This is a genomic window from Saccharothrix carnea, assembly GCF_003014735.1.
Taxonomy (GTDB): domain Bacteria; phylum Actinomycetota; class Actinomycetes; order Mycobacteriales; family Pseudonocardiaceae; genus Actinosynnema; species Actinosynnema carneum.
This window is the reverse complement of record NZ_PYAX01000005.1, coordinates 608,201-633,846: the sequence shown is the minus strand read 5'-3', so window position 1 is coordinate 633,846 and position 25,646 is coordinate 608,201. Positions and strand designations below refer to the sequence as shown.

The window sequence follows — 25,646 nt, the reverse complement described above, 5'->3', positions numbered from 1 at the left end:
ACCGATCCGTCAGGGGGTCTCCGCCACCGGCTTGGCCGGCATCCGGGTCCGCTTGGCCAGCAGCGGCAGCACCGCGGTCCGCACCCGGTCGGCCACCTCGTCCTCGGTGCCGTCCGCGTCGACCACGACGTACCGCTCGGGGTCGGCCGAGGCCATGTCGGTCAGCAGCTTCTGCACCCGCCAGTGGTGCTCGACGGTGTCCAGCGTGCCGCCGGAGGCCCGCACCTGCGAGGGCATCCGGTCCAGCAGCACGGTCACGTCCGGCCGCAGCCGCCCGGTGGCCCAGTCGACCAGGCCCTCCACCTCGCGCGGCTCGACGCTGCCCGCCGCGCTGAAGTGCGCCAACGGGCTGTCCACGTACCGCTCCATGACGACCAGCGCGCCGTTGTCCAACGCCGGCCGCACCTCGCGTTCCACCACGTCCGCGCGCACGGCGGCGGCCACCAGCGCGTGCGCCCGCACCCCGGCCAGGTCGGCGGTCGACAGCAGGTTGCGCAGCCGCTGCTCGTCCAGGTCGGGGTCGGAGGCCAGCACGACCTCGCGGCCGGTTTCGCGCAACGCTTCGGCCAGCCTCCTGGCCTGCACGGACGTGTCGTGCCGGGTGTCGCCCTCGACCGCGATCAGCAGGCCGCCGGTCCGCCGTGCCCGCCCGCGCAGCGCCGCGAACAGGTCGGACAGGATCGGCTCGGTCCGCCGGTTGTCCATCTGCCGGTAGGCGATCAGCCCGAGCAGCGCGGCGATCACGCCCGCGCCGAACAGGACCGGACGGGTGCCGTCCACCAGCATCGGGTGGCCGAAGATCGTGACCGTGCGCTTCTGCACCAGCGTGACCAGCAGCGGCGCGGTGGCCGACGCGGCGAACAGCACCACCTTGAGCAGCGACTGGAGCAGCGCCACGGTCCGGCCGCGCATCGCGTCCTCGACCTGCGAGCCGACGATGGTCAGCCCGGTGAGGAACGCCATGCCCGCCGAGGCGCCGACGCACGCCACCGAGATCAACGCCACCCACAGGTGCGGCGCGAACGCCACGAACAGCAGGCTCAGGCCCGCGACCAGGATCGTCAGCCCGAACAGCCGGTCGTAGGGCAGCCTGCGAGCCATCCGGGGCGCGGTCGCCATGCCCAGCGCCAGGCCCGCGAACACGGCCACGAACAGCAGGCCGAACGTGGAGTCGCCGCCCAGCAGCGACAGCGAGTACGGGGTGGCCGTGCCGATCACCGCGCCGGCCGCGGCGAACGCGCCGATCATGCCGATGACCAGGCCGCGGACCAGCGGCGTGCGGGCCGCGTACTTCATGCCGTCGCGGAGCATGGCGAAGAAGCCGGGCGCCTCGCCGTTCTCCCGGGTGCGCTTGACCGCGGCGATCCGGCCGGACAGCTCCGGGATCCGGGTCGCCACGATGATGGCCGACGTCACGTACAGCGCGCCGTTGACCATGACCGCGATGGTCGCGATGCGGAATTCGAGGTTGCTGTTCTGCAGGCCGAGGTAGCCGGGGATGCCCGAGATGATCGAGTACAGGCCCGCGCCGGAGATGACCGAGATGCCGTAGGTCATCACCAGGCCGAGCTGGTTGGCCGTCTCCACCTGGTCGGGCCGGCGCAGCAGGTTCGGCACCGCCGAGTCCTTGGCCGGGATCCACAGCATCGCGCAGCAGCCGACCAGGAAGTTCGCGATGAACAGCCACCACGCCGTGCCGACCAGCGCGATCGAGATGAACAGGCCGCCGCGCAGCAGGTCGCAGACCACCATGATCTTGCGCCGGTCGAACCGGTCCGCGAGCACGCCGCCGAGCGGCGCGAACAGGATGCCGGGCAGCAGCTGGGTCAGCACCACGAGGCTGAGCGAGAAGCTCTGCCACTGGTAGCTGTCCATCATCTTGGTGACCAGGCCCGTCAAGGCCAGCAATGACAACCAGTCACCAACGCTGCACAGATAGGTGACACCCCAGAGCCTGCGGAACGGCCGGATCGCCAACACACTGCGAATCCGGTGGCTGGTCGAGGCCGCTGTGCCGCCGTCTTGGATGGTGCTCACCCCCGCCGATGGTGCAGGCAGTAAGGGTAGCCGGACCGATTCACCCGCCAGACCACATCCGCCGTTCGGGTGACCGAAGCGAGATCATCGCAGGAGGTCGACCACGGCTTCGATGATCTCACGCACCACGTTGAACAGCAGCCCGCTGAGCGCGGCGAGCACGACGAGGCACCCGATCAGCCCACCCTTGCCCTTCTTCGGCACCGGCGGCGCGGACGGCTGCGGCACGGCCGTGGCGGCCTGCTGACGTGCCAATCCGGCGTGGGGCAGGTGCGCGGCGGGTTCACCCGACACCTGCCGCACCGGCGGCCGTGCCTGCTCACGAGCAGGCGCACGAGCGGGCGCACGACGGGTCGGCGCCGCCTGGACGTCGGGCGGCGGGAGCACGGGCGGCGGCACCACGGCCGGCGCCGGTGTCCCCGGTGGCCGGTAGTGGTGCTCGCCGGTGACCAGGCCCGCGAGCGGGTCCGGGTACAGCGGAGGGGGCGGTGGCGGCTGCGTGCCGTCGTGGCCGAACCGACCCGCGCCTAAGTCGTCCACCGCCCCGCCTCCCCTAGCTCTTCGACTTCGCCGGAGCCTTCTTGCGCGCGGGCGCCTTCTTGGCCGCCGGTGCCTTCTTCTTCGTCGTCGGCCCCTTGGCCCGCTTCTCGGCCAGCAGCTCGGCCGCCCGCTCGTCGGACAGGCCTTCGACGCTGTCCGACTTGCGCAGCGACGCGTTGACCTCGCCATCGGTCACGTACGGGCCGAACCGGCCCTCTTTGACCACCATCGGCTTGCCGGACACCGGGTCCGCGCCCAGCTCCTTCAACGGCGGCGCGGCGGCGGCCCGACCGCGCTTCTTCGGCTCGGCGTAGATCTTCAACGCCTCGTCGAGGGTGACCGTGAACAGCTGGTCCTCGCTGGTCAGCGACCGCGAGTCGGTGCCCTTCTTCAGGTAGGGCCCGTACCGGCCGTTCTGCGCGGTGATCTCCGCGCCGGTCTCCGGGTCCTTGCCGACCACGCGCGGCAGCGAGAGCAGCTTGAGCGCGTCGTCCAGCGTGACCGCGTCCAGCGACATCGACTTGAACAGCGAGCCGGTGCGCGGCTTCGGCGCCTTCTTCGTGCCCTCCGGCGCCTCGGGCAGCACCTCGGTCACGTACGGGCCGAACCGGCCCTCCTTGGCCACGATCTCGTGCCCGGTGACCGGGTCGTTGCCCAGCGAACGCCCCTCCTGCGGCGTGGCGAACAGCTTCTCCGCGATCTCGCGGTTCAGCTCGTCCGGCGGCAGGTCGTCGGGCAGGTTCGCCCGCTGCGCGGCCACCGTGCCGTCCGGGCCCTCGACCTCGCGCTCCAGGTACGGCCCGTAGCGGCCGACCCGCACGTACACCGTGCGGCCGTCCAGGTCGGGGAACAGCGGGATCGAGTTGACCTCGCGGGCGTCGATCTCCTCGACGCTGGAGCCGACCAGCTTCTTCAGCCCGCCGGACCGGCCGACCGACGACTCCGGGCCCACGTTGCCGCCGAAGTAGAACCCGGACAGCCACGTGGTGCGCTCCTGGCGGCCGGCGGCGATGCCGTCCAGCTCGTCCTCCAGCGCGGCGGTGAAGTCGTAGTCGACCAACCGGCCGAAGTGCTGCTCCAGCAGCCCGACCACGGCGAACGCCACCCACGACGGGACCAGGGCGGAGCCCTTCTTCCACACGTAGCCGCGGTCCTGGATGGTGCTGATGATCGAGGCGTAGGTGGACGGGCGGCCGATGCCCAGCTCCTCCATCGTCTTGATCAGGCTCGGCTCGGTGAAGCGCGGCGGCGGCGAGGTCGAGTGGCCGTCCGGGGACAGCTCGGCCGCGAGCACCGACTGGTCCTTGACCAGCTGCGGCAGGCGCGACTCGACGTCGTCGGACTCGCCGCCCGCCTCCGAGTCGACGGTCTCCACGTAGGCCTTGAGGAAGCCCGCGAAGGTGATCGTGCGGCCGGACGCGGCGAACGTCACGTCCTCGCCGCCCGCCGTCCTACCGGAGATCCGGACTGACGTGGTGTTGCCGCGGGCGTCGGCCATCTGGGAGGCGATCGTGCGCTGCCAGATCAGCTCGTACAGCTTGAACTCGTCGGACTCCAGCTCACGGGCCACCTGGCCGGGGGTGCGGAACACCTCGCCGGCGGGGCGGATGGCCTCGTGCGCCTCCTGCGCGTTCTTGACCTTGCGGGTGTACTGGCGGGGCTCCTTGGACACGAACTGCGAGCCGTACAGCTCGGTGGCCTGTGCCCGGGCCGCCGCGATCGCGGTCTCCGACAGCGTGGTGCTGTCGGTGCGCATGTAGGTGATGTAGCCGTTCTCGTACAGCTTCTGCGCGGTCCGCATGGCGCGGTCCGCGGAGAACCGCAGCTTGCGGCCCGCTTCCTGCTGGAGCGTGGAGGTCATGAACGGCGCGTACGGCTTGCGCGAGTACGGCTTCTCCTCGACCGAGGACACCGTCATGGTGGCGTTGACCAGGCCTTCGGCAATCGCCGTCGCCTGCGCCTCGTCCAGCACGCGGACGTCCGCGCCGGCCTTGAGCCTGCCGTCCGGCCCGAAGTCGCGGCCCGCGGCGAGGCGGGTGCCGTCGACGGCGACCAGGCGGGCGCCGAACGTGCGCGGCGAGGCGTCCTCGCCCGCGTCCATGGTCGCCGAGACGTCCCAGTACGAGGCGGTGACGAACTTCATCCGCTCCCGCTCGCGCTCGACCACGATCCGGGTCGCCACGGACTGCACGCGGCCCGCCGAGAGCTTCGGCATGACCTTCTTCCACAGCACCGGGCTGACCTCGTAGCCGTAGAGGCGGTCGAGGATGCGGCGGGTCTCCTGGGCGTCGACCAGGTCCTGGTCCAGGTCGCGCGGGTTCGCGGCGGCGGCGAGGATCGCGGGCTCGGTGATCTCGTGGAACACCATCCGGCGGACCGGGACCTTGGGCTTGAGCGTGTCCAGCAGGTGCCAGGCGATGGCCTCGCCCTCGCGGTCGCCGTCTGTCGCGAGGTAGAGCTCGTCGACGTCCTTGAGCAGCTCTTTCAGCTCCGCGACGGTCGCCTTCTTGTCCGGCGTGACGACGTAGAGCGGCTCGAAGCCGTGGTCCACGTCGACCCCGAGGCGTGCCCAGGACATGCCCTTGTACTTCGCGGGCACGTCGGCCGCGCCGCGGGGCAGGTCCCTGATGTGCCCCTTGGATGACTCCACGACGAAGTCGCTGCCGAGGTAGGACGCGATCTTCCGCGCCTTCGTGGGCGACTCGACGATCACCAACCGCCGGTTGCCGCTCGCTGATCCCCCGTTTGTCTTCCTCGCCCGTGTCGATCCAGCCACGCCGTCCCGCTCTCTTCGAACACTGTGTCCCGACCCGCCAGTGTGCACTGTCCTTTGTCGCCGCATGGGCAGCCCTGGTCGGGACAGGGTGACACAACTGTGCCGGATCCTCCGCCAACCCGACGCGCTACGCGGCCGGCCAGGTGCGTTCCGCGACGCCCCGCGGCGCACGTCCGACCAGCTCGGCGAGCCGTTCGAGCCGCCGTCTGCCGACGACGCGCAGCGCCGGTCCCCCGGCCTTGCCGGTCAAGAGTGTCGAGGGCAGGCCCGACGTGGCCAATGCTTTTCGCAACGCTTCGTGCGTGTCGGGTGCCTCGGGATCGAGGCCGAGGAGGTACCCGGAGCCCGACTCGACCCACCGGCCGGACGCGAGCGCCCACAGCCGCAGCGCCGCGCCGTCGAGGGTGAACCCGGGCGGGACGACCTTGCGGTCGCCGTCGAGCCACTGCGCCGCCAGCCCGGCCAGGTCGGTGCGGAAAGCCGTCGTGACCTGCCACGACTCGATGACGACCGGCTCGTCCTCCGAGTGCCCGGCGAGCTCCGCCGTCTTCGCTTCGGGCGCCGTCTCCGCTTCCGGCTCCGGCTCCGGCTCGTGCTCGGCGGGGCGGCTGCGGCCCGAGCCGATCACCACGGGCGCGAAGCCGTCCGGCTCGTCGTCGACCGGTTCGTCGAGGTCGACCGGATCGTCGATCACCTCGTCCGGCGGCTCGTCAAGCCCGTCGTCCGGTACGACCTCGTCCTCGACCGCCTCGACCCCGGGGTGCTCCTCCGCCACGGGCTCGTCCGGCGCGGGGGCGTCGTCCTCGGTGGCCTCGCCCCGGACCGGCGTCGTGACCAGCTCGATCCGCGCCTGCACGCCGCGCTCGGCCAGCGCCGCCACCACCGCGGCGGCCCGGTCCCGGGTGTCGACGGTCACCGACACCCGGGCCGCGCGTCCACGGGCGAAGCCCAGCGCCCGGCCGGGCCCGCACAGCAGGCCCGCCAGGTCACCGACGCAAGGCTGTCTCGCCTCGGCCGAGTAGAAGGACAATTGCCCCACGAAGACGCAGCGTAGAACACACGTTCGACCACGGCCAGTCTCCGAAGGGCTGAACCACGTACCCCAACGTCCTCGGGCGTCCCAGCGGTGTCAGCTGCCGAGGCTCTTCAGAGTCTCGGCCATCGCCACGCACTGCGGGGCCTGCTTGAACGCCTCGCCGAGCTTCGGGTCCTCCTGGAGCTTCTTGATCTGCTCCTGGAGCTTGGACGGGTCGGCCTCGTCGCTGCCCAGCTCACCGAGCTTGGTGGAGAACTCCGGGTCGGCCGGGTCCAGCGCGGCCAGCTCGCCGTTGACCTTCACCATCTCCTTGCCGGAGTCGGTGAAGAACTTGACCAGCTCGTCGTGCAGGGCCTGGCTCTCCGCCGTGGGCGCGCCCAGGTCCGCCAGCTTCTCGCCGGCCTCGGTGAGCGACTTCCCCGACTTCGAGGTGTAGTCCAGCATCGCGGTCTTCTGCGCGGCCGGGTCCTGCGCGCCACCCTCGAACATGGCCTTGAGCAGGTCCACGACGCCCTCGATGGTGGGGCCGATGCCGTCGCAGAACGTGCCGGTCCACTCGACCGGGTCGGCGGTGGCCGCCGCGGTCGTGGTCGTGGTGGCCGCGGACGTCCCCGAGGACGTGGACGACGCGCCACCGCCGCACGCGGTGGTGACCAGGACAGCGGCGAACACGCCGGCGAGCGCGACACGGTGCTTCACGAAATGCCCCCAGATCGGGTGAAAAGGTGAGAGGGCAACCTACTACGTGGTCGGCTGCGGCGATTCCGACGGTTGCAGCGTCCGCAGGTCCTGGCAGGCAGGCGCCTTCTCGGCCGCCGCCGCCAGCTCCGGCACCGACTCCAACTGCTTCAGCGGCGCGACGAGCTCATCCAGCCGGGTGATCGCCTCACCCGCGGCCTGGAGCCCGCCGACCGGGTCGTTGGCGTCCGCCGCCTCGATGGCCGCCTTGGCGTCGGTGAAGTTCTTCGCGATGCCGGCGAACGTCGCGGCCATCTGCTCCACCTGCTGGTCGCCACCCGCGACCGGCGACGGCCCGACCTCGCGCAGCTTGGTGGCGGGCTGGTTGAACGCCTCCGCCATCTGGCCCATGTACGCGGCCATGTCGGCCTTGCCCTTCGCGGGGTCGTTCGGGTCGATCTGCGGCGGCGTCCTCGGCACCGCGGCGAACGACGCCGTCGCCGTGCACACCTTGTCCATGTACGCCACCGCGGCCTCGTCGGACGGCGCCGCGGACGTCGACGACGTGGGCGCGGTGGAGTCGTCCCCGGACCCGCACCCGGCGACCGCCACGACCACGGCGGCCGAGGCGAGCAGCGGAATCAGTCTCATCAGGGCGCTCCCCATCGTTCTGGGCGACAGTGCTGGGCGACATCGCTGGACGTCACACAACAGTGTGCCCCCATCCGGGCACGCCCACCCGGCCTACCCGGACGTGCGAGGGCGGGGTGCCTCCGACCGCGGCACCCCGCCCTCCTGCCCACACGTCACGCGGAGGTGGTGGCCTCCGCCGGGGTGTCCGCGATGGCCGTGCCGCGCCGCTTGGACACGACCACGGCCGCCACGATGACCACCACCGCGACGATCGCGATGGCGTACCGGATACCGGCCGACTCGCCCGCGCCGACGCTGAAGCCGACGATGGCGGGCGCGATCAGCACCGAGACCAGGTTCATCACCTTGATCAGCGGGTTGATCGCCGGACCGGCGGTGTCCTTGAACGGGTCGCCGACCGTGTCACCGATGACCGTGGCGGCGTGGGCGTCCGAGCCCTTGCCGCCGTGGTTGCCGTCCTCGACCAGCTTCTTCGCGTTGTCCCAGGCACCACCGGAGTTGGCCAGGAACACCGCCATCAGCGTGCCGGTCGCGATCGCGCCGGCCAGGTAACCGGCCAGCGGGCCGACGCCCAGGCCGAAACCGACCGCGATCGGCGCCAGCACCGCCAGCAGGCCGGGGGTGGCCAGCTCGCGCAGCGAGTCCTTCGTGCAGATGTCGACGACCCTGCCGTACTCCGGCTTGACCGTGCCGTCCATGATCCCGGGGTTCTCGCGGAACTGGCGGCGCACCTCGAACACGATCGCGCCCGCCGCACGGGTCACCGCGTTGACCGCGAGACCGGAGAACATGAACACGACGGCCGCGCCGATGATGACGCCGACCAGCACGTTCGGGCTGAACACCACGTTGGTGAACGACACCGGCACCTCGCCGAGGCCCACCTGCACGTCCCGCAGCGCCTGCTCGATGGCGTCCTTGTAGGAGCCGAACAGCGCGGTCGCCGCCAGCACGGCGGTGGCGATCGCGATGCCCTTGGTGATCGCCTTGGTGGTGTTGCCGACCGCGTCCAGCTCGGTGAGGATCTGCGCGCCCTCGCCGTCCACGTCACCGGACATCTCGGCGATGCCCTGCGCGTTGTCGGAGACCGGGCCGAAGGTGTCCATGGCCACGATGACGCCGACCGTGGTCAGCAGGCCGCAACCGGCCAGCGCGACCGCGAACAGCGACACGACCACCGAACCGGACAGCAGGAACGCGCCGTAGACCGCGCCGCCGATGACCAGCGCGGTGTAGACCGCCGACTCGAAGCCGACCGAGATGCCGGACAGGATGACGGTCGCCGCGCCGGTGAGCGAGGTGCGGCCGACCTCCTTGACCGGCTTGTGCTCGGTGCCGGTGAAGTAGCCGGTCAGCCACAGGATGACGCCCGCCAGCACGATGCCGATGATCACCGCGACGGCGGCGATCAGGGCCGGGTTGCCCGGGGTGCCCGCGATCTCCTCGGACACGCCCGCCAGGCCCGCGAACGAGCTGGGCAGGAACAGGAACGCCGCGACCGTGCACAGCACCGCCGAGATGACCGCCGAGATGTAGAACGAGCGGTTGATCGCGGTGAGGCCGTTCTCGCCGGTCCTGGCGCTGGTGATGTAGACGCCGATGACCGCGGTGAGCACGCCGATCGCCGGGACGATCAGCGGGAACAGCAGGCCCTTCGCGCCGAACGCGGCCGTGCCGAGGATCAGCGACGCCACGAGCGTGACGGCGTAGGACTCGAACAGGTCGGCCGCCATGCCGGCGCAGTCGCCGACGTTGTCGCCCACGTTGTCGGCGATGGTGGCGGCGTTGCGCGGGTCGTCCTCGGGGATGCCCTGCTCGACCTTGCCGACCAGGTCCGCGCCGACGTCGGCGGCCTTGGTGAAGATGCCGCCGCCGACCCGCATGAACATGGCGAGCAGGGCCGCGCCGAAGCCGAAGCCCTCCAGCACCCGCGGTGCCTGGCCGACGTAGACGAACACGACCAGGGCCGCGCCGAACAGGCCGAGGCCGACGGTGAACATGCCGACCACGCCGCCGGTGCGGAACGCGATCCGCATGGCCTTCTCCCGGCCGCCGCTCTCCTTGGCCGCGGCGGCGACGCGCACGTTCGCGCGGGTCGACAGCCACATGCCGAGGTAGCCGATGACGGCGGAGAAGCCCGCACCGACGAGGAAGAACAGCGACCTGCCGATCCGTTCCCCGATGTCCTCGGCGGGCAACGCGAACAGCAGCACAAACACGATGACGACGAAGATGCCGAGCGTTCGGAACTGCCGGTTGAGGTAGGCCGCTGCGCCCTCTTGGACCGCCTTGGCGATGTCCTGCATCTTGGAGGTGCCCTGGCCCGCGGCCAGTACCTCCCGGAGCAGCACGTAGCCCACGGCCAGGGCAGCCAGGGCGACCACGGCGACCACGGCGACGAGGCCGCGATCACCTCCGGAGAGCTCTAGGCCCTCCGCGAGGAATTGCCGGGACATCCGTCCTCCTGGTGAGTTTTCCAAGCCCAATGTCAGGGCCACCCCGCTGCTGTGAGGCGGGTCACTCACGCGACTGTCAGCCCCGACACAACGTGATGCACCCCTCATTGGATGCGATAGCGGCGGAGTCTATTCATAGACCGCAAGTAGGCAACGGGGCGTCCCGATCCGTACACACACCGTTATCCGCAGACGCAGGGTCCGGATGTCGGACAGGTGTGCGAAGCTGCGCCCCGTGGCGAACCAGGGACGTCGTTTGCTGGACCGGGTCCTCGCCGGTGTTCCGGCGGGCGAATCGCCGTTGACGCACACCGAAGACCAGCCGGCACGGCCCGCGCAGCCCGTGCCGTGGCCGTCGTGGGCACCGGCCCCGGTGGTGTCCGCGCTGGTGGATCGGGGGGTAGCCCAACCGTGGCGGCACCAGGTGGAAGCGGCGACGCACGCGTGGTCCGGATCACACGTCGTCGTGGCGACGGGCACCGCGTCGGGTAAATCGCTGGCGTACCAATTGCCGGTCTTGAGCGCGTTGACAGTTGATCCGAAGGCAACAGCCCTGTACTTGTCGCCGACGAAGGCGTTGGGCGCGGACCAGTTGAGATCGGTGACGGGTCTGGGCGTGTCGGGCGTGCGCGCCGCGTCGTTCGACGGCGACACCCCGATGGCGGAACGCGATTGGGTGCGCGCCCACGCCAACTGGGTGTTCAGCAACCCGGACATGCTGCACCGCGGCGTGCTGCCCAACCACGCCAGGTGGATCCGGTTCCTGCGCGGGCTGTCGTACGTGGTGGTCGACGAATGTCACACGTACCGGGGTGTTTTCGGCTCGCACGTGGCGTTGTTGTTGCGGCGGTTGCGGAGGGTGGCTCAGCGGTACGGCGCGGACCCGGTGTTCGTGCTGGCGTCGGCGACGGTGGCCGATCCGGCGGCGTCGGCCGCGGCGCTGCTGGGCGCGGACGTGGCGGCGGTGACGGAGGACGGGTCACCGCGCGCCGGGCGGACGGTGGCGTTGTGGGAGCCGCCGCTGCTGGACGACCTGGAGGGCGAGAACGGGGCGCCGGTGCGGCGGTCGGCGGGCGCGGAGACGGCGCGGATCCTGGCCGACCTGGTGGTGGAGGGCGCGCGGTCGTTGGCGTTCGTGCGGTCGCGGGTGGGTGCGGAGCTGACCGCGTTGGGCGCGCGTCGGGTGCTGTCGGAGGTCGACCCGTCGCTGGCCTCGCGGGTGGCCGCGTACCGGGGCGGGTACCTGCCGGAGGAGCGGCGGGCGTTGGAGCGGGCGGTGTCGTCGGGCGAGCTGCTGGGCGTGGCGACGACGAACGCGCTGGAGCTGGGCGTCGACATCGTCGGGCTGGACGCCGTGGTGGTGGCCGGTTTCCCGGGCACGCTGGCGTCGTTCTGGCAGCAGGCCGGGCGGGCGGGGCGGACCGGGGACAGCGACGCCCTGGTGGTGTTCGTGGCGCGGGACGACCCGTTGGACACCTACCTGGTGCACAACCCGTCTGCGGTGCTGGACAAGCCGGTCGAGGCGACGGTGCTGGACCCGACGAACCCGTACGTGCTGGAGCCGCAGTTGGCGTGCGCGGCGGCGGAGCTGCCGTTGACACCGGACTCGCTGGACGCGTTCGGGGGTGACGCGGCGCTGGCCGTGCTGGAGGACATGACGGCGCGGCGGGTGCTGCGGCGGCGGCCGAACGGGTGGTACTGGACGTCGCACGACCGGCCGCACGCGCAGGTGGACATCCGCGGGTCCGGTGGCGAGCAGGTCGTGGTGGTGGAGGCCGACTCGGGGCGGATGCTCGGCACCGTCGACCCGGGCTCGGCGTGCTGGCAGGTGCACTCCGGTGCCGTCTACCTGCACCAGGGCGAGTCGTACGTGGTGGACGAGCTGGACCTCGACGCCGGGCTGGCGATGGTGCACGCGGAGAAGCCGGACTGGACGACGACCGCCCGTGACACCAAGGACATCTCGGTGGTGCGGGTGCTGGAGAAGCGCTCGTTCGAGGGGGTGACGGTGTGCCTGGGCGAGGTGGAGGTGACCTCGCAGGTGGTCGGCTACCTGCGCAAGCTGCCGTCCGGCCAGGTGATCGACTCGGTGCCGCTGTCGCTGCCCGCGCAGACGTTGGTGACGCGGGCGGTCTGGTACACGGTGTCCTCGGGTTTGCTGGGCAGTGCGCCGGGGGGCGCCGGTCTGACACCGGCGCGCGTCCCCGGCGCACTGCACGCCGCCGAACACGCGGCGATCGGCCTGCTACCGCTCTTCGCGACCTGTGACCGTTGGGACATCGGCGGAGTCTCGACCGCGCTGCACGAGGACACCGGGGAGGCGACGGTGTTCGTGCACGACGGTCATCCCGGGGGAGCCGGGTTCGCCGACCGCGGGTTCGACGCGGTCATCCCGTGGTTGGTCGCTACTAGGGAGGCCATCGCGGCTTGCGCGTGTCCGGCCGGGTGCCCGTCCTGCGTTCAGTCGCCGAAGTGCGGGAACGGCAACGATCCGCTGGACAAGGCGGGCGGTGTGGCCGTGCTGGACGTCGTGCTCGGGGTGGTCGGGGAGAGACACCACGACGTTCAGCACGGCCACGTCGGTCACGACCGGTCGGCGGCGACCAGGCCGTAGTCGGAGGTGTGGTCGGCGGCTTGGAGCAGCGCCTCGCGGACCACGTCCACGTGCGGCAGGTGCCACGCGCAGATCTGCGGCTTGACCCGCCAGTGCACCACGCCGACCTGGCCGGGGCTGGGCGGCAGCGGGACGTACTCGCCCTGGCCGTAGTGGGTGACGTCCGGGTCGGTGATCGGCGTGCCACCGGAGGCGACCAGGAACATCCAGCGGCCTTCCGGGGTGGCCACGATCGGCACCGGGATGCCCGCGGCGCGCAGCTCGACCGCGGCCCGGCGGCCGAGGTCGGCGCCGACCTCGACGGCGTCCACGCCGTGGCCGGTGGCCAGCAGGATGCTGTAGGAGTGGCCCGCCCACCAGGTGGCGACCTGCTCCGCCTTGGTGCCGATGCGCTCCTGCCAGTCGTGGTGCACCGGGACCGGCCCGCTGTCCTCGACGCCGTCGCGCCCGGCCCACCGCTCACCCGCCGGATAGGTGCCCGGCAGCACAGGCCACCCGTGCCACGCGAGGTTGACCGCCTCTGCGCGCAGCTCGATGCGGAAGGCCCCGCGCCAGCTATCCGACCACTCCATCTTTCGTTCGCCTCCTGCGTTCTGCGTCCACGACACCGTGTCGCGCGTTGTTCGACACCGTGTCGGTGCCACCACTTGAACTAACGCCATGACCGGCGGTTTTGGTAAGCGCTTGTCGGCCACTGGTCGTTGTGGCACGGCGAGCGCGGCCGGCGGGGGCGGCCGGCAGAACGGCGTGCGGGCCGCTCACCCACCGTGAAGCCGCGAATCTGCGGTCGTGTGAGTCCGCTCACCGCCGGCGGACGACCGTTCGTCGCGTCGGGCCGGGGTCACGGTTCGGCCGGACCTGCCCGGGCACGCGCGCTGGGCGCGCCGAACACCGTGCCCTCGCCGGACACCCGGACGCTCACCTCCCACCCGTCCACCTGGCACGCGGTCAGCCGCCCGCCCATCCGTTCGACGACCCACTCGGCCCGCGCGCACGCGTGCGCGACCCCGCCGGCGAGCTGCCCGGCCGCCGCCAACGCCCCGAGATCGGCCGCCGCCGCCACCCGGTGCCGGGCCACGACGGCCTCGCCGACGTGCACGCCGACCGCCACGAGCCCGAACCACACCGCGCCCACCGCCACCGCCACGACGGACGCCGACCCGCGGTCATCCGCACCGGTCATCCACCGACCACCCCCGGTTCGACCACCGCGTAGGCACCTCCCCGCAGCTCGACACCGAGCCACGAGACCGTGACCTCCACCGACGCCGTGTCCTCCGCTCTTCGCACCGCCCACCGGGCGCCCTCGGGCGCGATCCCCTCGACCACGCCTCGCACCCGGGCGTCGTCACCCCGGGCCACCAGCCGTGCCGCCTCCCGCGCCGCGTCCGTGCACCGGAGGTAGTCCACGACCGCCATCACCGCGCCGATGCCCAGGAGGAGCAAGGCGACCAACCCGCACACCGCCACGGCCGCTTCGACCGTCACCCCGCCCCGGTCGTCGCCGAGCCCGGGCTTCACGTGTCCACCGTGAAGGCCCGCAGCACCAAGGCCCGGAGCAGCTCCTGCACCCAGTCACCGCTCATCAGCGCGAACAGCAGCAGCGCGAGCGCGGCGGCGGCGAGCGTTCCGATCGCGTACTCCACCGTCGACATGCCCCCGTCACCCAACACAATTCGCTTACCAGCCACCATCTCCCAGCCTCTCGTTGTCTAAAGTGGACACTCAGAAACCCTCGCTCACCCGGCTGACGACACCGATCACCACCGGCACCACGCCCAGGCACAGGAACGCGGGCAGGAAGCACAGCGCCAACGGGCCCGCCACGAGCACCGCGGCACGGTGAGCCCGAGCCTCCGCCTGGTCCGACACACGCGCCCGCGCCTCCGCGGCCAGGTCCGCCGCCGCCCCGGCCAACGCCGCACCCGACCGCGCGGTTCGCCGTGCCGCTCTGGCCAGCGGCGCCGTGTCCGGGTGCGCCAACGCCTCGCCCCACGCGTCCACCGGATCAGCGCCCAACGTCAACAGGTCGACCACTTCCCGCAGCCGCCCCGCCGCCCCGGCCGGAACACCCGGCAGCACCGCCCGCACCGCCTCCGCCACCGGCAACCCGGCCCTCAGCGCGGCCGCCAGCAGGTCCCACGCCGCCGCTGCGGCGAACGGGTCCCCGAACCGCGCCTCGGGCCCGCGTTTTCGCCTGACCTCCGCCCCGAGCCGCCGCCAACTCCTCAGCGGTGTCCGCCTCCCGGCCACCACCCGCGCCGCCAGCTCAGCCCTCGCCCCGGCTCGTCGCCCGAGGCCCAGCCAGGGCACTCGCCCGGTCTTCGGCCCAACCCGTCCCCGAACCTCCGGCGAGGGCGTTCGCCCGATCGCCGAGTCAGGCCGCGGTCCCGGCTCCAGCCAAAACGATCGCTCGATCTCCGGCCCAAGCTGTCCCCCGGCCTCCAGCACCGGTTGTCGCCCGGCCTTGGACCGAGGTCGCCGGCCGACCGTCAGCCAGGGTGGTCGCCCAGCGTCCGGCCCGGCTCCCGGTTGGCCTCTGGCCGTGTGCCTGAGCCGTGCCGCGGCCCTGCCCGGTGCCGGGAGCGTGATGACCGCCAAGGCCAGCAGCACCAGTGACAGCACCAGCGGCGGTGACAGGGTCATGCGATCACCTGCCTGGTCAGTCGACCGCTCCACTGCAGCCCGGCGCAGATCAGGACCACCCCGGCGACCAGCAGCACCTGGCCCGGCGCGGTGCCGGACAGCACGGCCAGCGGTCCCGCCCCGCTCAGCTCACCGAGCACCACGCCGAACAGCGGCAACCCGGCCAGCACCGCCGCGCTCGCCCGCGGACCGGCCATGCGGGCGTGGACCTGCTCGGCGAAGGCGGTGCGCCGGTCGAAATCCCGGCGGACCGCGTCCAGCACGTCCGCCAACGGCACCCCGTGCACCGCCGACAACCGCCACGCCCGCGCCAACTGGCGGGCATCGGGGAAGTCGACCAGCGCCGCTTCCACGTCACCACCCCGTGCCGACGTCGCCGCGACGGCCCGCAGCACGTCGGTCGCGGGCGGCTCCGCGTCCTGCGCCGCACCCATCGCCGCCTTCGCCGGGTGCGCGCCCGACCGCAGCTCGGCGACGAACGCCTTCAGCCCGTCCGCGAGCGCGGCGGAGGCCGCCAGCCGGTCGCGTTGCCGAGTCGTCTCGCGGTACGCGTGCCACACGGTCGCCGCCAGCAACGCACCCGCGAACACCCCGCCCACGCCCACCGGCAGGCCCAACGCGATCCCCACCAGCACCGCGTGCACTCGCTTGGGCCGCAGGGGTTTCCACCGCACTCGGCGGCGAGGTCCGGCGAGCCGCCGCCGCGCCTCGGCCGAGGGCACCACGAGCAACGCCGCGGCCAGCAACAGCAAAGTCATGGCGCACCGACCAGGCCCTTGAGCGCCGGACCGGCTTCCTGCCAACCTCCGTCACGCCGCCAAGCGGGCCGGACGACCAGGTCACCGGACCGCCGTTCCAGCACACCGATCTCCGCCAGGTGCCGGGTGCCGTCACCCGCGCGGCGCATGTGCAGCACGACCTTCACCGCGGCGGCCAGCTGGCTGTGCAAGGCGTGCCGGTCGAGCCCACCGAGCGCGGCCAACGCCTCCAGCCGGGCGGGCACCTCGGCGGGCGAGTTGGCGTGCAACGTCCCCGCACCACCGTCGTGCCCGGTGTTGAGCGACGAAAGGAGCTCGCACACCTCGGCGCCCCGCACCTCCCCGACCACGATCCGGTCGGGTCGCATCCGCAACGCCTGCCGCACCAGGTCCCGCATCGTCACCTCACCCGCGCCCTCGACGTTCGGACCGCGAGCCAGCAGCCGGACCACCTGCGGGTGGTCGGGCTGGAGTTCCCCGGCGTCTTCGACGCAGACAATGCGCTCGTCGTGCGGCACACAGCCCAGCAGCGCGGCGAGGAGCGTCGTCTTCCCCGACCCCGTGCCACCGACGACCAGGAACGCCTGCCGCGCCACCACGATCGCCCGCAGCAGATCGGCCGCCACCCGGCCGAACGTGCCGCAGGCCCGCAACGTCGCCAGGTCGTGCGCCGCCGGACGCAGGACCCGCAACGACAGGCAGGTGAACGGCGCGATCGGCGGCAACACCGCGTGCAACCGCACCGAGCCGGGCAACCACCCGTCGACGTAGGGCGAGGCGTCGTCCAACCGCCGCCCGGCCGCCACCGCGAGCCGCTGCGCGAGCCGTCGAACCGCGGCCTCGTCGGGAAAGGCGACGTCCGTGCGGCGCAACCCGTCCACACCGTCGACCCACACCTGGTCCGGCCGGGTCACCAACACGTCGGTCGTGCCCGGATCCCGCAACAGCGGCTCCAGCGGCCCGGCACCGACGAACTCCTGCCGCAGCACCGCGAGCGCCCGCTGGACGTCCTCGTCACCGAGCACCCCACCGGCCTCACCCCGCACCGCCGCCGCGACCGCCGCGGACGTGAGGTCCCCGCGCCCACTGGCCAACCGCAACCGAACCCGCTCAACAAGGTCGTTCACGATCACCCTCCCGACGACGTCCACCCAGCACCTCCCGAGCGGCATCGACCAACCCCTGCCGCCCACCGCCCGCCTCGGCTCGCAACTGCGCCGACAACTCGGCGAACACCAGCGTCGAAAGCAGCTCCGGCCGACAACGCCGAAACCGCACCGGCGCCCGAAACCCGGGATGCCGCCTCACCGTGGGCCCGAGATCACGACTCACCACCCACCGCCCGACCCCGACGCCGGACCCGACTTCCGCACGCCGAGCCACCCGGCCCATGCGATGGATGGGTTCGATCAGTAGCCATGAAGCACCGCCAAGAGGTCTTGAGCCGCCCTCGCCGAGGGCGGACGACTGGATCGCGGGCAACTGCCGGGCATCGGACCGCGCGGTCCGGGCGCCCGAGGAAGTGATGTCGCGACGGGTGATGGGGAACGCGGGAAGCCGGGTGGTGCTCGGCGGGCTCCGGGTGACGCCGGGAGGGCCTCGGGTGATTCGGTGAGCGCTGCGCCGGGTCCGAGTGCGCCGGGTTCGGTTCGCGAGCAGCCTTCGTCGACCACGGCCTGGTGTTGCTCGGCACCGGGTTCGACTTGCGGGCAACCGCTGTCGGCTGGAGGTGGTGGTCGGTCGGGTCGTGCTGGTGGGGAACCGGTGTCGACCGAGGGTGGTGGGGCGGGTTCCGTTCGTGGGCGGGTGGGGTGGGGCAGCGGGGTGTTCCGGTCAGTGGGCATTGAGGGCCGCCAGGACTTTTCGGGCGGCCTTCGCCAACGGGCCGCGGGTGGTTTCGGGGAAGTGGCCGCTGTCCAGGGCTCTGGCCAGCCTCGGTTCCGGGCGCATGGTGGTCAGCAGCGGCACGTTGATCGCCTCCACCACCTGCGCCGTGGTCAGGCCGCCGGGAGCCGGGCCTCGGACCACCGCCTTCAGCCGCACGCCCCGTTCGGCGGCCTGGTCGACCACGGTCCTGGCCGCCATGCACGCCTTCACGTCCGCGGGCACCACCAACACCGCCAGGTCGGCCCGGTCGAGGGCGGCACACGCCGCGGCGGTCAGCTGGCGCGGCACGTCGCACACGACGGTCCCTCCAGCGCGCCTGCCCGCCTCGATCACCGCCACCACGGCATCCGGCTCCGGGCCCGGACCTGTCCGGCCGCAGGACAGCACGGTCAAGCTGCCCCGCCTGCCCGAACGGCCCGGCAACGCCGAGCGCAACGCCGCGGCGGGCACACGGCCACCCTTCAGCCGCAACGTGGGCCACCGCAGCCCTTCCTGCCGCTCCGCGCCCAACGTCAGGTCGAGACCGCCGCCCAACGGGTCGCAGTCGACGAGCAGGCCGTGACCACCGGCCGCCAGCACGGCCTGCCCCACCGCCACCGCCAGCACCGACGCACCGGCACCGCCACGCGCGCCCAGGACCGCCAGCACCCTGCCCTCACCGACCGGCACGTCCTCCGCCGCATCGGCCAGCACCGCCCGCAACCGCTCCTGGTCGGCGGGCAGCTCCAGCACCTGCTCCGCGCCCAGCGCCAGGGCACGCCGCCACACCTCCGCACCCGGCGGACCGGCACCGACCACGTGGACACCCGATCTGCGCGGGAACCCGGCGCACGCGACCACGGCCTCGAAGTCCAGCACCAGCGCCGCCGCACCGTGCCAACGCCCGCGCAACGCCGTCACGTCGACCACGCGCTCCAACTCGCAGCCCACGACCGCCGCCGCGTGCAGCACCTCGTCCACCAGTACCGCGTCGGTCACCAAAGCCACCGGTCGCTTCACGCCACTCCCCCGTTCCCGTTGCGGATCTACGGGTTCCACGGTGTCGAGCGGTGAGGAAGGACACAACGCCACATGATCAACATGTGGACAACCGGATGGCCTGTGGACAACTCGACGGCCGACAACCCCGCCGGCAGTCCGCAAGACGGCGGTCACGGCCGCGGCGGCGAAAGAATCGGAGGATGATGGAACAAGGAGCGCGAGTGCGCGGAGGTCCAGCGCGACGACCCCGGAAAACCGACCCCGGACATGGGACGACCCCCGCCAGGGGGGAGGGACGGGGGTCGTCATTGGTTCAGTCCCGGGGGGTCGGACTGAACCCGTCCGGTCGAGCCGGACCCGTCTACTGTATCCCCACGGGACAGGGTCATGCGTGTCTTCTCGTTAGAGGGAGACCAAAATTCGACCGACCGCACACCTGATTCGTAAACTCACGAACCACTGCGGCGGCCGGCCGACCCCTCCCCGCTTAAGCTTGACCGGTGACCGAGCACGCCACCGAAGGCAGTCGAGTCGCCGCGTTCTTCGACCTGGACAAGACCGTCATCGCCAAGTCGAGCACGCTGGCGTTCAGCCGGCCCTTCTTCCAAGAGGGCCTGATCAACCGGCGTGCGGTGCTCAAGAGCGCCTACGCGCAGTTCGTCTTCATGCTGGCCGGCGCCGACGCCGACCAGATGGACCGGATGCGCTCGCACATCACCGCGCTCTGCGAGGGCTGGGACGTCGAGCAGGTGCGCTCGATCGTCGAGGAGACGCTGCACGACATCGTCGATCCCCTCGTCTACAAGGAGGCCACGCAGCTCATCACCGACCACAAGGGCGAGGGCCACGACGTGGTCGTCGTGTCCGCTTCCGGCGACGAGCTGGTCGCGCCCATCTCCACCATGATCGGCGCCACGCACAGCGTGGGCACCCGAATGGTGGTCGCGGACGGCCGCTACTCCGGCGAGGTCGACTTCTACTGCGCCGGCGAGAACAAGGCGATCGCCGTCAAGCAGCTCGCCGAGCAGCACGACTACGACCTGAGCCGCTGCTACGCCTACTCCGACTCGATCACCGACCTGCCGCTGCTGGAGGCAGTCGGCCACCCGACCGCGGTCAACCCGGACCGCGCGCTGCGCCGGACCGCCACCCAGCGCGGCTGGCCGGTGCTCACGTTCTCCGACCCCGTGTCGCTGCGCGCCCGCATCCCCCGCCCGTCCGGCACCGCGGTGGCCGTCACCGCGATCGGGTTGGGCGCCGCGACGGCCGCGGGCGTGGCCTGGTACGGCCTGCGCAGGCGCCGCCGGAGCTGATTCACCCCGGCGTGCCCCGGTCAGCGGTACCGGGGGTCCCCGGTGGCACGGAATCACTGTCACAAAAGACTTTCCGCTACTCACGGTCGCTTGACCGGTGCACCCCATCGAGCCCTTGCTGTGACGCCGGACACGCACTACAAATGGAAGTGCGGACCTCGGGTCGGCCAGGGACGAAGCGGAAGAGAAGCAGCGTCCACCCCGGCGGAGCTCCGTGCGCGGACTTCGAGACACCCACGCGCAGCACGCCGCGGGAGGCTTGTCGTCTAGGGCCTGCGTACCGGGACGCCGGACGCCGAGGCCAGGTCGGTACGACACGAGTTGCACGCTTGGTAACTCAGAAGCCCGCGCTGACGACGGTGGGGCCCCTCGGTCGAGGGGCCCCACCGTCTTTTTGCGCCACTGCTTCCTGCCCCGAAAGCGCGACTCGCCGAACTAATGCCCGAACGAGTGACTCGCCAAACCCCTGGTTCTGTCGGTGCCCCTCCGCACAATGGCCACACAACGCAACCCGTTGACCCGCCTCTGTGACGTGGGTAACTTGCCAAACGCACCACGTTGTGGTGGAAGATTCCCAGTGGGGAGGCCGCAGTGCTCCGTCCGCTCGTCGCCGTCGCCGTGGCCGCGGCTTCCGCAATGCCGACACCCGCGCACGCCGCCCCGGACCAGGCGCAGCACGTCACCGCCGTGGTCCGCGGCATGTCGCTGGAGCAGAAGGTCGGCCAGCTGTTCGTCACCTACCTGCACGGCCAGGCCCCGGACGAGGCGCACCCCGGCAACCTGCGCGACTTCGGCGTCGCCACCCCGGCCGAGGTGGTGGCCAAGTTCCAGCCGGGCGGTGTCGTCTACTTCAACAACTCCAGCTACGACAACATCGACGCACCGCGCCAGATCGCCACCCTCTCCAACGGCCTGCAGGCGGCGAGCGAGATCCCGCTGGCCATCGCCACGGACCAGGAGATGGGCATCGTCACCCGCATCGGCGCGCCCGCCACCCAGTTCCCCGGCAACATGGCCCTCGGCGCGGGCCGCAGCGCCGAGAACGCCGAGCACGCCGCCCGCATCACCGCCCGTGAGCTGCGCGCCATGGGCATCACCCAGAACTTCGCGCCGGACGCGGACGTCAACTCCAACCCGGCGAACCCGGTCATCGGCGTGCGCTCCTACTCCAGCGACCCGGCGCTGGCGGCCGAGCTGACCGCCGCCCAGGTGCGCGGCTACCAGGGCCGCTTCCTGGCCAAGCACACCGTCAGCGCGACCGCCAAGCACTTCCCCGGCCACGGCGACACCGACCAGGACAGCCACACCACGCTGCCGAAGGTCGACCGCACCGAGGCGGAGTGGAGCGAGGTGGACGCACCGCCGTTCCGGGCGGCCATCGCCGCGGGCATCGACTCGATCATGACCGCGCACATCCAGATGCCGAAGATCGACCCTTCGGGTGAACCGGCGACGCTGTCCAAGCCCGCGCTCGACCTGCTGCGCGAGAACCTCGGCTACGACGGCGTGGTCATCACCGACTCGCTGGCCATGGCGGGCGTGCGGCAGCTGCACAGCGACGCCGAGATCCCCGTGCTGGCCCTCAAGGCGGGCGTCGACCAGCTGCTCATGCCGGTGAACCTGGAGCTGGCCGTCAACAGCGTGCTGGCGGCGGTGCGCAGCGGCGAGCTGACCGAGCGGCGCATCGACCAGAGCGTGCTGCGGATCCTGCGGATGAAGTTCCTGCGCGGGATGCTCACCGGCCCCGCGGTGGACGTGGACAAGGTCGACACCGCGGTCGGCCCGCCCGAGCACCTCGACGCCGCCGAGCGGATCACCGACCGCACGATCACCGCCGTGCGCAACGAGGCGGGCGTCCTGCCACTGCGCACCAAGCCCACCGCCGCCCTCGTCACCGGCTGGGGCGAGACCACGACCCGCACCCTGGCGGGCTTCCTCGGCGGCACGGCCCTGCCCACCGGCACCGCGCCGACCCAGGCCCAGATCACGGCCGCCGTCGCCGCCGCCGCCAACGCCGACGTGGTCGTCGTGCTCACCAACGCGCTGTCGCGGCAACCGGCGCAGCAGACCCTGCTGACCAGGCTCCTGGCCACCGGCAAGCCGGTCGTCGCGGTCGCCGTGCAGAACCCGTACGACGTGGCGCACACGGCCGCGCCCACCTGGCTGGCGACCTACTCCTACGGCGCGGTGTCGATGGAGGCGCTGACCAGGGTGCTCACCGGCGAGGTGGCCCCGGTCGGCAAGCTGCCGGTCGAGGTGCCCGGACCGACGCCCTACCCCTTCGGCCACGGACTGGAGTGGTGACCGCCATGGACCGCAGGCACTTCCTCGCGGCGGGCGCCGGCGCCCTCGCCGTCCCCGCGCTCGGCGCGTTCGACAGCGCTCCCGACCACCCGGACCGACCGCGCCTGATCAAGACCGGTGCCGAGCAGCTCGCCGAGGACGGCTGGCAGCGGTTCGCGGGCGGCAGGATCGGCGTGGTCACCAACCCGACCGGCGTGCTGCGCGACCACACCCACATCGTCGACTCGATGGTGGCCGCCGGGGTGCGGCCGCTGGCCGCGTTCGGCCCCGAGCACGGCTTCCGCGGCACGGCGCAGGCCGGCGGCTCGGAGGGCGACTACCTCGACCCGCGCACCGGCATCCCGGTTTACGACACCTACGGCGCGAGCGTCACCAAGATCGCCGGGATGATCACCAAGTCGGGCGTGGACACGCTCGTGTTCGACATCGCGGACATCGGCGCGCGCTTCTACACCTACATCTGGACGATGTACGCGGTCATGCAGGCCGCCGCGGCGACCGGCGCGCGGTTCGTCGTGCTCGACCGGCCCAACCCGGTCGGAGGCACGGCCCGCGGCCCGCAGCTCGACCCGGCCTACGCGACGTTCGTCGGCCGCAAGCCGATCGCGCAGCAGCACGGCATGACCATCGGCGAGCTGGCCCGGCTGTTCGACGGTGAGTTCCTGCCCACCGACGGTGGCCGGGTGGCGAGCCTCGAAGTGGTCGACGTGCGGGGCTGGAAGCGGGACGACCTGCACTCCGGCCTGCCGTGGGTACCGCCGAGCCCGAACGTCCCCACGCACGACACGGCCCTGGTCTACCCCGGCACGTGCCTGTTCGAGGGGCTGGTGTTCTCCGAGGGTCGCGGCACCACCCGCCCGTTCGAGACGATCGGCGCACCGGGCCTGGACTGGCGGTGGGCCGAGGACCTCAACGCGCTGGGCCTGCCCGGCGTCCGGTTCCGGGAGACCTACTTCACGCCCACGTTCAACAAGTTCGCCAACAAGCTGTGCGGCGGCGTCGCCCTGCACCTCACCGACGCCCACAGCTTCGACGCGCCACGCACGGCCGTCGCCATGATCGTCACGGCGAGGGCCCGCTACCCCCAGGTCTTCGCGTGGCGCCCGGACCTCTACATCGACAAGCTCAGCGGCTCGGACCGGCTGCGCCGCATGGTCGACGCGGGCGCGAACACCGACGAGGTGGTCGGCGCCTGGGCCGACGAGCTGGCCGCGTTCGACCGCACCCGCCGGCCTTACCTGCGCTACCGGTAGAGGGAGAACAGCGATGCGCGTCCCCGCCCTGCTGATCGCGACCACCATGGCCCTGTCCGTCACCCTGCCGGCGCACGCCGAGGGCCGCGAGGCACGCTTCGACCAGCCGCACGAGGGCTGGTCGAGCAACGTGCTGCGAACGGGTACCCCGCAGCGCGTGGGACTCGACCCGGCGCCGCTCGACGCCGCCCTGGCGCAGATCGAGCGGTACACCGTCCCGGACGCGACCGGCCACCCGCTGTTCGCGGGCGCCGTCACGCTGTTCGCGCACGACGGCGTCGTGGTCACGCACGAGCCGACCGGTTGGGCGGTCCGCTACGCCGACGCCGCCGGCACCGAGCTGCCCGAGGCGCAACGGGTGCCGATGGCCCAGGACACGATCTTCGACCTGGCGTCGATCTCCAAGCTGTTCACCTCGATCGTGGTGATGCGGCAGCACGAGCTGGGCCGCTTCGGGCTGGACGACCCGGTGGCACGCCACCTGCCGGAGTTCGGCGTCAACGGCAAGGAGTCGATCACCGTCCGGCAGCTGCTGACCCACACCTCGGGCCTGGTCGCGTGGCTGCCGCTGTGGTCGCAGTACCCCGACATCCCGTCGCGGCTCAAGGCCGTGATGGACACCAAGCCGCGCAGCGCCCCCGGCACCACCTACCTGTACTCGGACCTCAACCTGATCACGCTCGGCCTGCTGGCCGAGAAGTGGTCGGGCAAGAAGCTGGACGAGCTGGTCCGCGACGACATCACCGCGCCGCTCGGCCTGGTGGACACCGGCTACAACCCGCCGGCGGCCAAGCTGGACCGGATCGCCGCCACCGAGTACCAGGCGGGCCGGGGCATCATCCGCGGCAGCGTGCACGACGAGAACGCCTGGTCGCTGGGCGGCGTCGCGGGCCACGCGGGCATGTTCTCCACCGCGCGGGAGCTGGCCGTGCTCGGCCAGGCGATCCTCAACGGCGGCGCGCACGCGGGCGGCCGGATCCTGCGCGAGGACACCGTCGAGCTGATGCTCACCGACTTCAACCAGGGCTTCCCGGGCAACTCGCACGGCCTGGGCTTCGAGCTGGACCAGCGCTGGTACATGGGCGCGCTGACCTCGCCGCGGGCCGCCGGGCACACCGGCTACACGGGCACCACGCTGGTGCTGGACCCGTTGTCGCGGTCGATCGCGATCCTGCTGACCAACCGGGTGCACCCGAGCCGGAACTGGGGCTCGATCAACCCGGCCCGGCGGGTGGCGGCAGACGGCCTGGCGAAGGCGCTGGCGGTGCGTCCCCGGCACGGCACGGCGTGGACGCCGGAGTCGAACGGCGCCACGTTGACCACGCGGGAGCTGCCGCGGCGCTCGGCGGAGCAGCAGCTGTCGTTCTGGGCGTTCGTGGACCTCGACCCGGGCGACAAGGTCGTCCTGGAGGCGACCGACGACGGGTCCGCGTGGCGCGAGGTCCGGGTGCTGGCCGGTTACGGGCAGCGGCGTTGGCAGAAGGTCGAGCTGGAGACGGAGTCGGCGGGCAAGTTCCGCTGGCGGTACGTCCGGGGCACGGGCTACGGCGGCCGCGGCGTGTACGTGGACGCCGTCCGGGTCATCGACGAGCGGGGCGTGGCACTCGACGCGGAGCGCGAACCAGCGGGTTTGCACCCCGAAGGGTGGCGGGCCGCGGACCGTTAGTGACATCGGCGCGGTAGGGACCCGCCAAGCGGTGAGTTTGGGTCACG

General features: G+C 72.1%; 20 protein-coding genes. 5 read left to right on the top strand and 15 right to left on the bottom strand.

Going from position 1 to position 25,646, the window contains the following annotated elements:
* Positions 1 to 9: 9 nt before the first annotated feature.
* From B0I31_RS17900 to B0I31_RS17865, 7 genes are all read right to left on the bottom strand, one after another.
* Complete coding sequence (locus B0I31_RS17900) at positions 10 to 2,037, bottom strand: bifunctional MFS transporter/dTMP kinase (RefSeq protein WP_245950011.1); 2,028 nt, start codon at positions 2,035 to 2,037, stop codon at positions 10 to 12.
* Positions 2,038 to 2,121: 84 nt separating this feature from the next.
* Positions 2,122 to 2,577, bottom strand: a complete 456-nt coding sequence (locus B0I31_RS17895) for a hypothetical protein (RefSeq protein WP_106616489.1) — start codon at positions 2,575 to 2,577, stop codon at positions 2,122 to 2,124.
* A 13-nt stretch (positions 2,578 to 2,590) separates the two neighbouring features.
* Positions 2,591 to 5,353 (bottom strand): type I DNA topoisomerase, encoded by a 2,763-nt coding sequence (gene topA / locus B0I31_RS17890; RefSeq protein WP_106616488.1) that lies wholly within the window; start codon positions 5,351 to 5,353, stop codon positions 2,591 to 2,593.
* Positions 5,354 to 5,480: 127 nt separating this feature from the next.
* Complete coding sequence (locus B0I31_RS41810; protein WP_245950009.1) at positions 5,481 to 6,392, bottom strand: hypothetical protein; 912 nt, start codon at positions 6,390 to 6,392, stop codon at positions 5,481 to 5,483.
* A gap of 90 nt (positions 6,393 to 6,482) precedes the next feature.
* Positions 6,483 to 7,088: a hypothetical protein gene (locus B0I31_RS17875; RefSeq protein WP_106616487.1), complete on the bottom strand. Its 606-nt coding sequence runs from the start codon at positions 7,086 to 7,088 to the stop codon at positions 6,483 to 6,485.
* 42 nt (positions 7,089 to 7,130) lie between these two features.
* On the bottom strand, positions 7,131 to 7,718 hold the full coding sequence (locus B0I31_RS17870; RefSeq protein WP_245950007.1) for a hypothetical protein: 588 nt from the start codon (positions 7,716 to 7,718) through the stop codon (positions 7,131 to 7,133).
* A 155-nt stretch (positions 7,719 to 7,873) separates the two neighbouring features.
* Positions 7,874 to 10,177, bottom strand: a complete 2,304-nt coding sequence (locus B0I31_RS17865) for a sodium-translocating pyrophosphatase (protein ID WP_106616485.1) — start codon at positions 10,175 to 10,177, stop codon at positions 7,874 to 7,876.
* A gap of 235 nt (positions 10,178 to 10,412) precedes the next feature.
* Between B0I31_RS17865 and B0I31_RS17860 the strand changes: the two genes are divergently transcribed.
* Complete coding sequence (locus B0I31_RS17860; RefSeq protein WP_425444367.1) at positions 10,413 to 12,791, top strand: DEAD/DEAH box helicase; 2,379 nt, start codon at positions 10,413 to 10,415, stop codon at positions 12,789 to 12,791.
* Here the strand turns inward: B0I31_RS17860 and B0I31_RS17855 are convergent.
* The 8 genes from B0I31_RS17855 to ssd form a co-directional block, all read right to left on the bottom strand.
* A complete protein-coding gene (locus tag B0I31_RS17855; RefSeq protein WP_106616483.1) occupies positions 12,761 to 13,363 on the bottom strand; it encodes a bifunctional DNA primase/polymerase in 603 nt (200 codons plus the stop codon). The two genes, B0I31_RS17860 and B0I31_RS17855, sit on opposite strands and share 31 nt — an antisense overlap.
* Before the next feature lie 269 nt (positions 13,364 to 13,632).
* Positions 13,633 to 13,974, bottom strand: a complete 342-nt coding sequence (locus B0I31_RS17850) for an Rv3654c family TadE-like protein (RefSeq protein WP_106616482.1) — start codon at positions 13,972 to 13,974, stop codon at positions 13,633 to 13,635.
* A complete protein-coding gene (locus B0I31_RS17845; RefSeq protein WP_106616481.1) occupies positions 13,971 to 14,312 on the bottom strand; it encodes a TadE family type IV pilus minor pilin in 342 nt (113 codons plus the stop codon). Before B0I31_RS17845 ends, B0I31_RS17850 begins: the two co-directional genes overlap by 4 nt.
* Positions 14,309 to 14,446 (bottom strand): DUF4244 domain-containing protein, encoded by a 138-nt coding sequence (locus B0I31_RS17840; RefSeq protein ID WP_342751489.1) that lies wholly within the window; start codon positions 14,444 to 14,446, stop codon positions 14,309 to 14,311. The genes B0I31_RS17845 and B0I31_RS17840 overlap by 4 nt, the downstream gene beginning before the upstream one ends.
* Positions 14,447 to 14,516: 70 nt before the next feature.
* Positions 14,517 to 15,104 (bottom strand): type II secretion system F family protein, encoded by a 588-nt coding sequence (locus tag B0I31_RS42600; protein ID WP_281262303.1) that lies wholly within the window; start codon positions 15,102 to 15,104, stop codon positions 14,517 to 14,519.
* Positions 15,105 to 15,433: 329 nt separating this feature from the next.
* Positions 15,434 to 16,195 (bottom strand): type II secretion system F family protein, encoded by a 762-nt coding sequence (locus B0I31_RS17830; RefSeq protein ID WP_106616478.1) that lies wholly within the window; start codon positions 16,193 to 16,195, stop codon positions 15,434 to 15,436.
* The gene (locus B0I31_RS17825) at positions 16,192 to 17,325 is read right to left on the bottom strand and encodes a TadA family conjugal transfer-associated ATPase (RefSeq protein WP_106616590.1); all 1,134 of its coding nucleotides are present in this window, start codon (positions 17,323 to 17,325) and stop codon (positions 16,192 to 16,194) included. Before B0I31_RS17825 ends, B0I31_RS17830 begins: the two co-directional genes overlap by 4 nt.
* Positions 17,326 to 18,028: 703 nt before the next feature.
* Positions 18,029 to 19,081 carry a septum site-determining protein Ssd gene (gene ssd, locus B0I31_RS17820; RefSeq protein ID WP_245950005.1) on the bottom strand — a complete coding sequence of 351 codons (1,053 nt, stop codon included), beginning with the start codon at positions 19,079 to 19,081 and terminating at the stop codon, positions 18,029 to 18,031.
* Between the two features lie 482 nt (positions 19,082 to 19,563).
* Here ssd and B0I31_RS17815 point away from each other — a divergent pair, with 482 nt between their 5' ends.
* The 4 genes from B0I31_RS17815 to B0I31_RS17800 all read left to right on the top strand — a co-directional run bounded on the left by B0I31_RS17815 (position 19,564) and on the right by B0I31_RS17800 (position 25,599).
* Positions 19,564 to 20,376 (top strand): HAD-IB family hydrolase, encoded by an 813-nt coding sequence (locus B0I31_RS17815; RefSeq protein ID WP_106616476.1) that lies wholly within the window; start codon positions 19,564 to 19,566, stop codon positions 20,374 to 20,376.
* A 636-nt stretch (positions 20,377 to 21,012) separates the two neighbouring features.
* The gene (locus tag B0I31_RS17810; protein WP_106616589.1) at positions 21,013 to 22,680 is read left to right on the top strand and encodes a glycoside hydrolase family 3 protein; all 1,668 of its coding nucleotides are present in this window, start codon (positions 21,013 to 21,015) and stop codon (positions 22,678 to 22,680) included.
* Positions 22,681 to 22,685: 5 nt separating this feature from the next.
* Entirely contained in the window at positions 22,686 to 23,933 is a 1,248-nt protein-coding gene (locus B0I31_RS17805) for an exo-beta-N-acetylmuramidase NamZ family protein (protein ID WP_106616588.1), read from the top strand.
* Positions 23,934 to 23,946: 13 nt separating this feature from the next.
* Positions 23,947 to 25,599 carry a serine hydrolase domain-containing protein gene (locus B0I31_RS17800; RefSeq protein WP_106616475.1) on the top strand — a complete coding sequence of 551 codons (1,653 nt, stop codon included), beginning with the start codon at positions 23,947 to 23,949 and terminating at the stop codon, positions 25,597 to 25,599.
* The last annotated feature ends 47 nt before the right edge of the window (positions 25,600 to 25,646 follow it).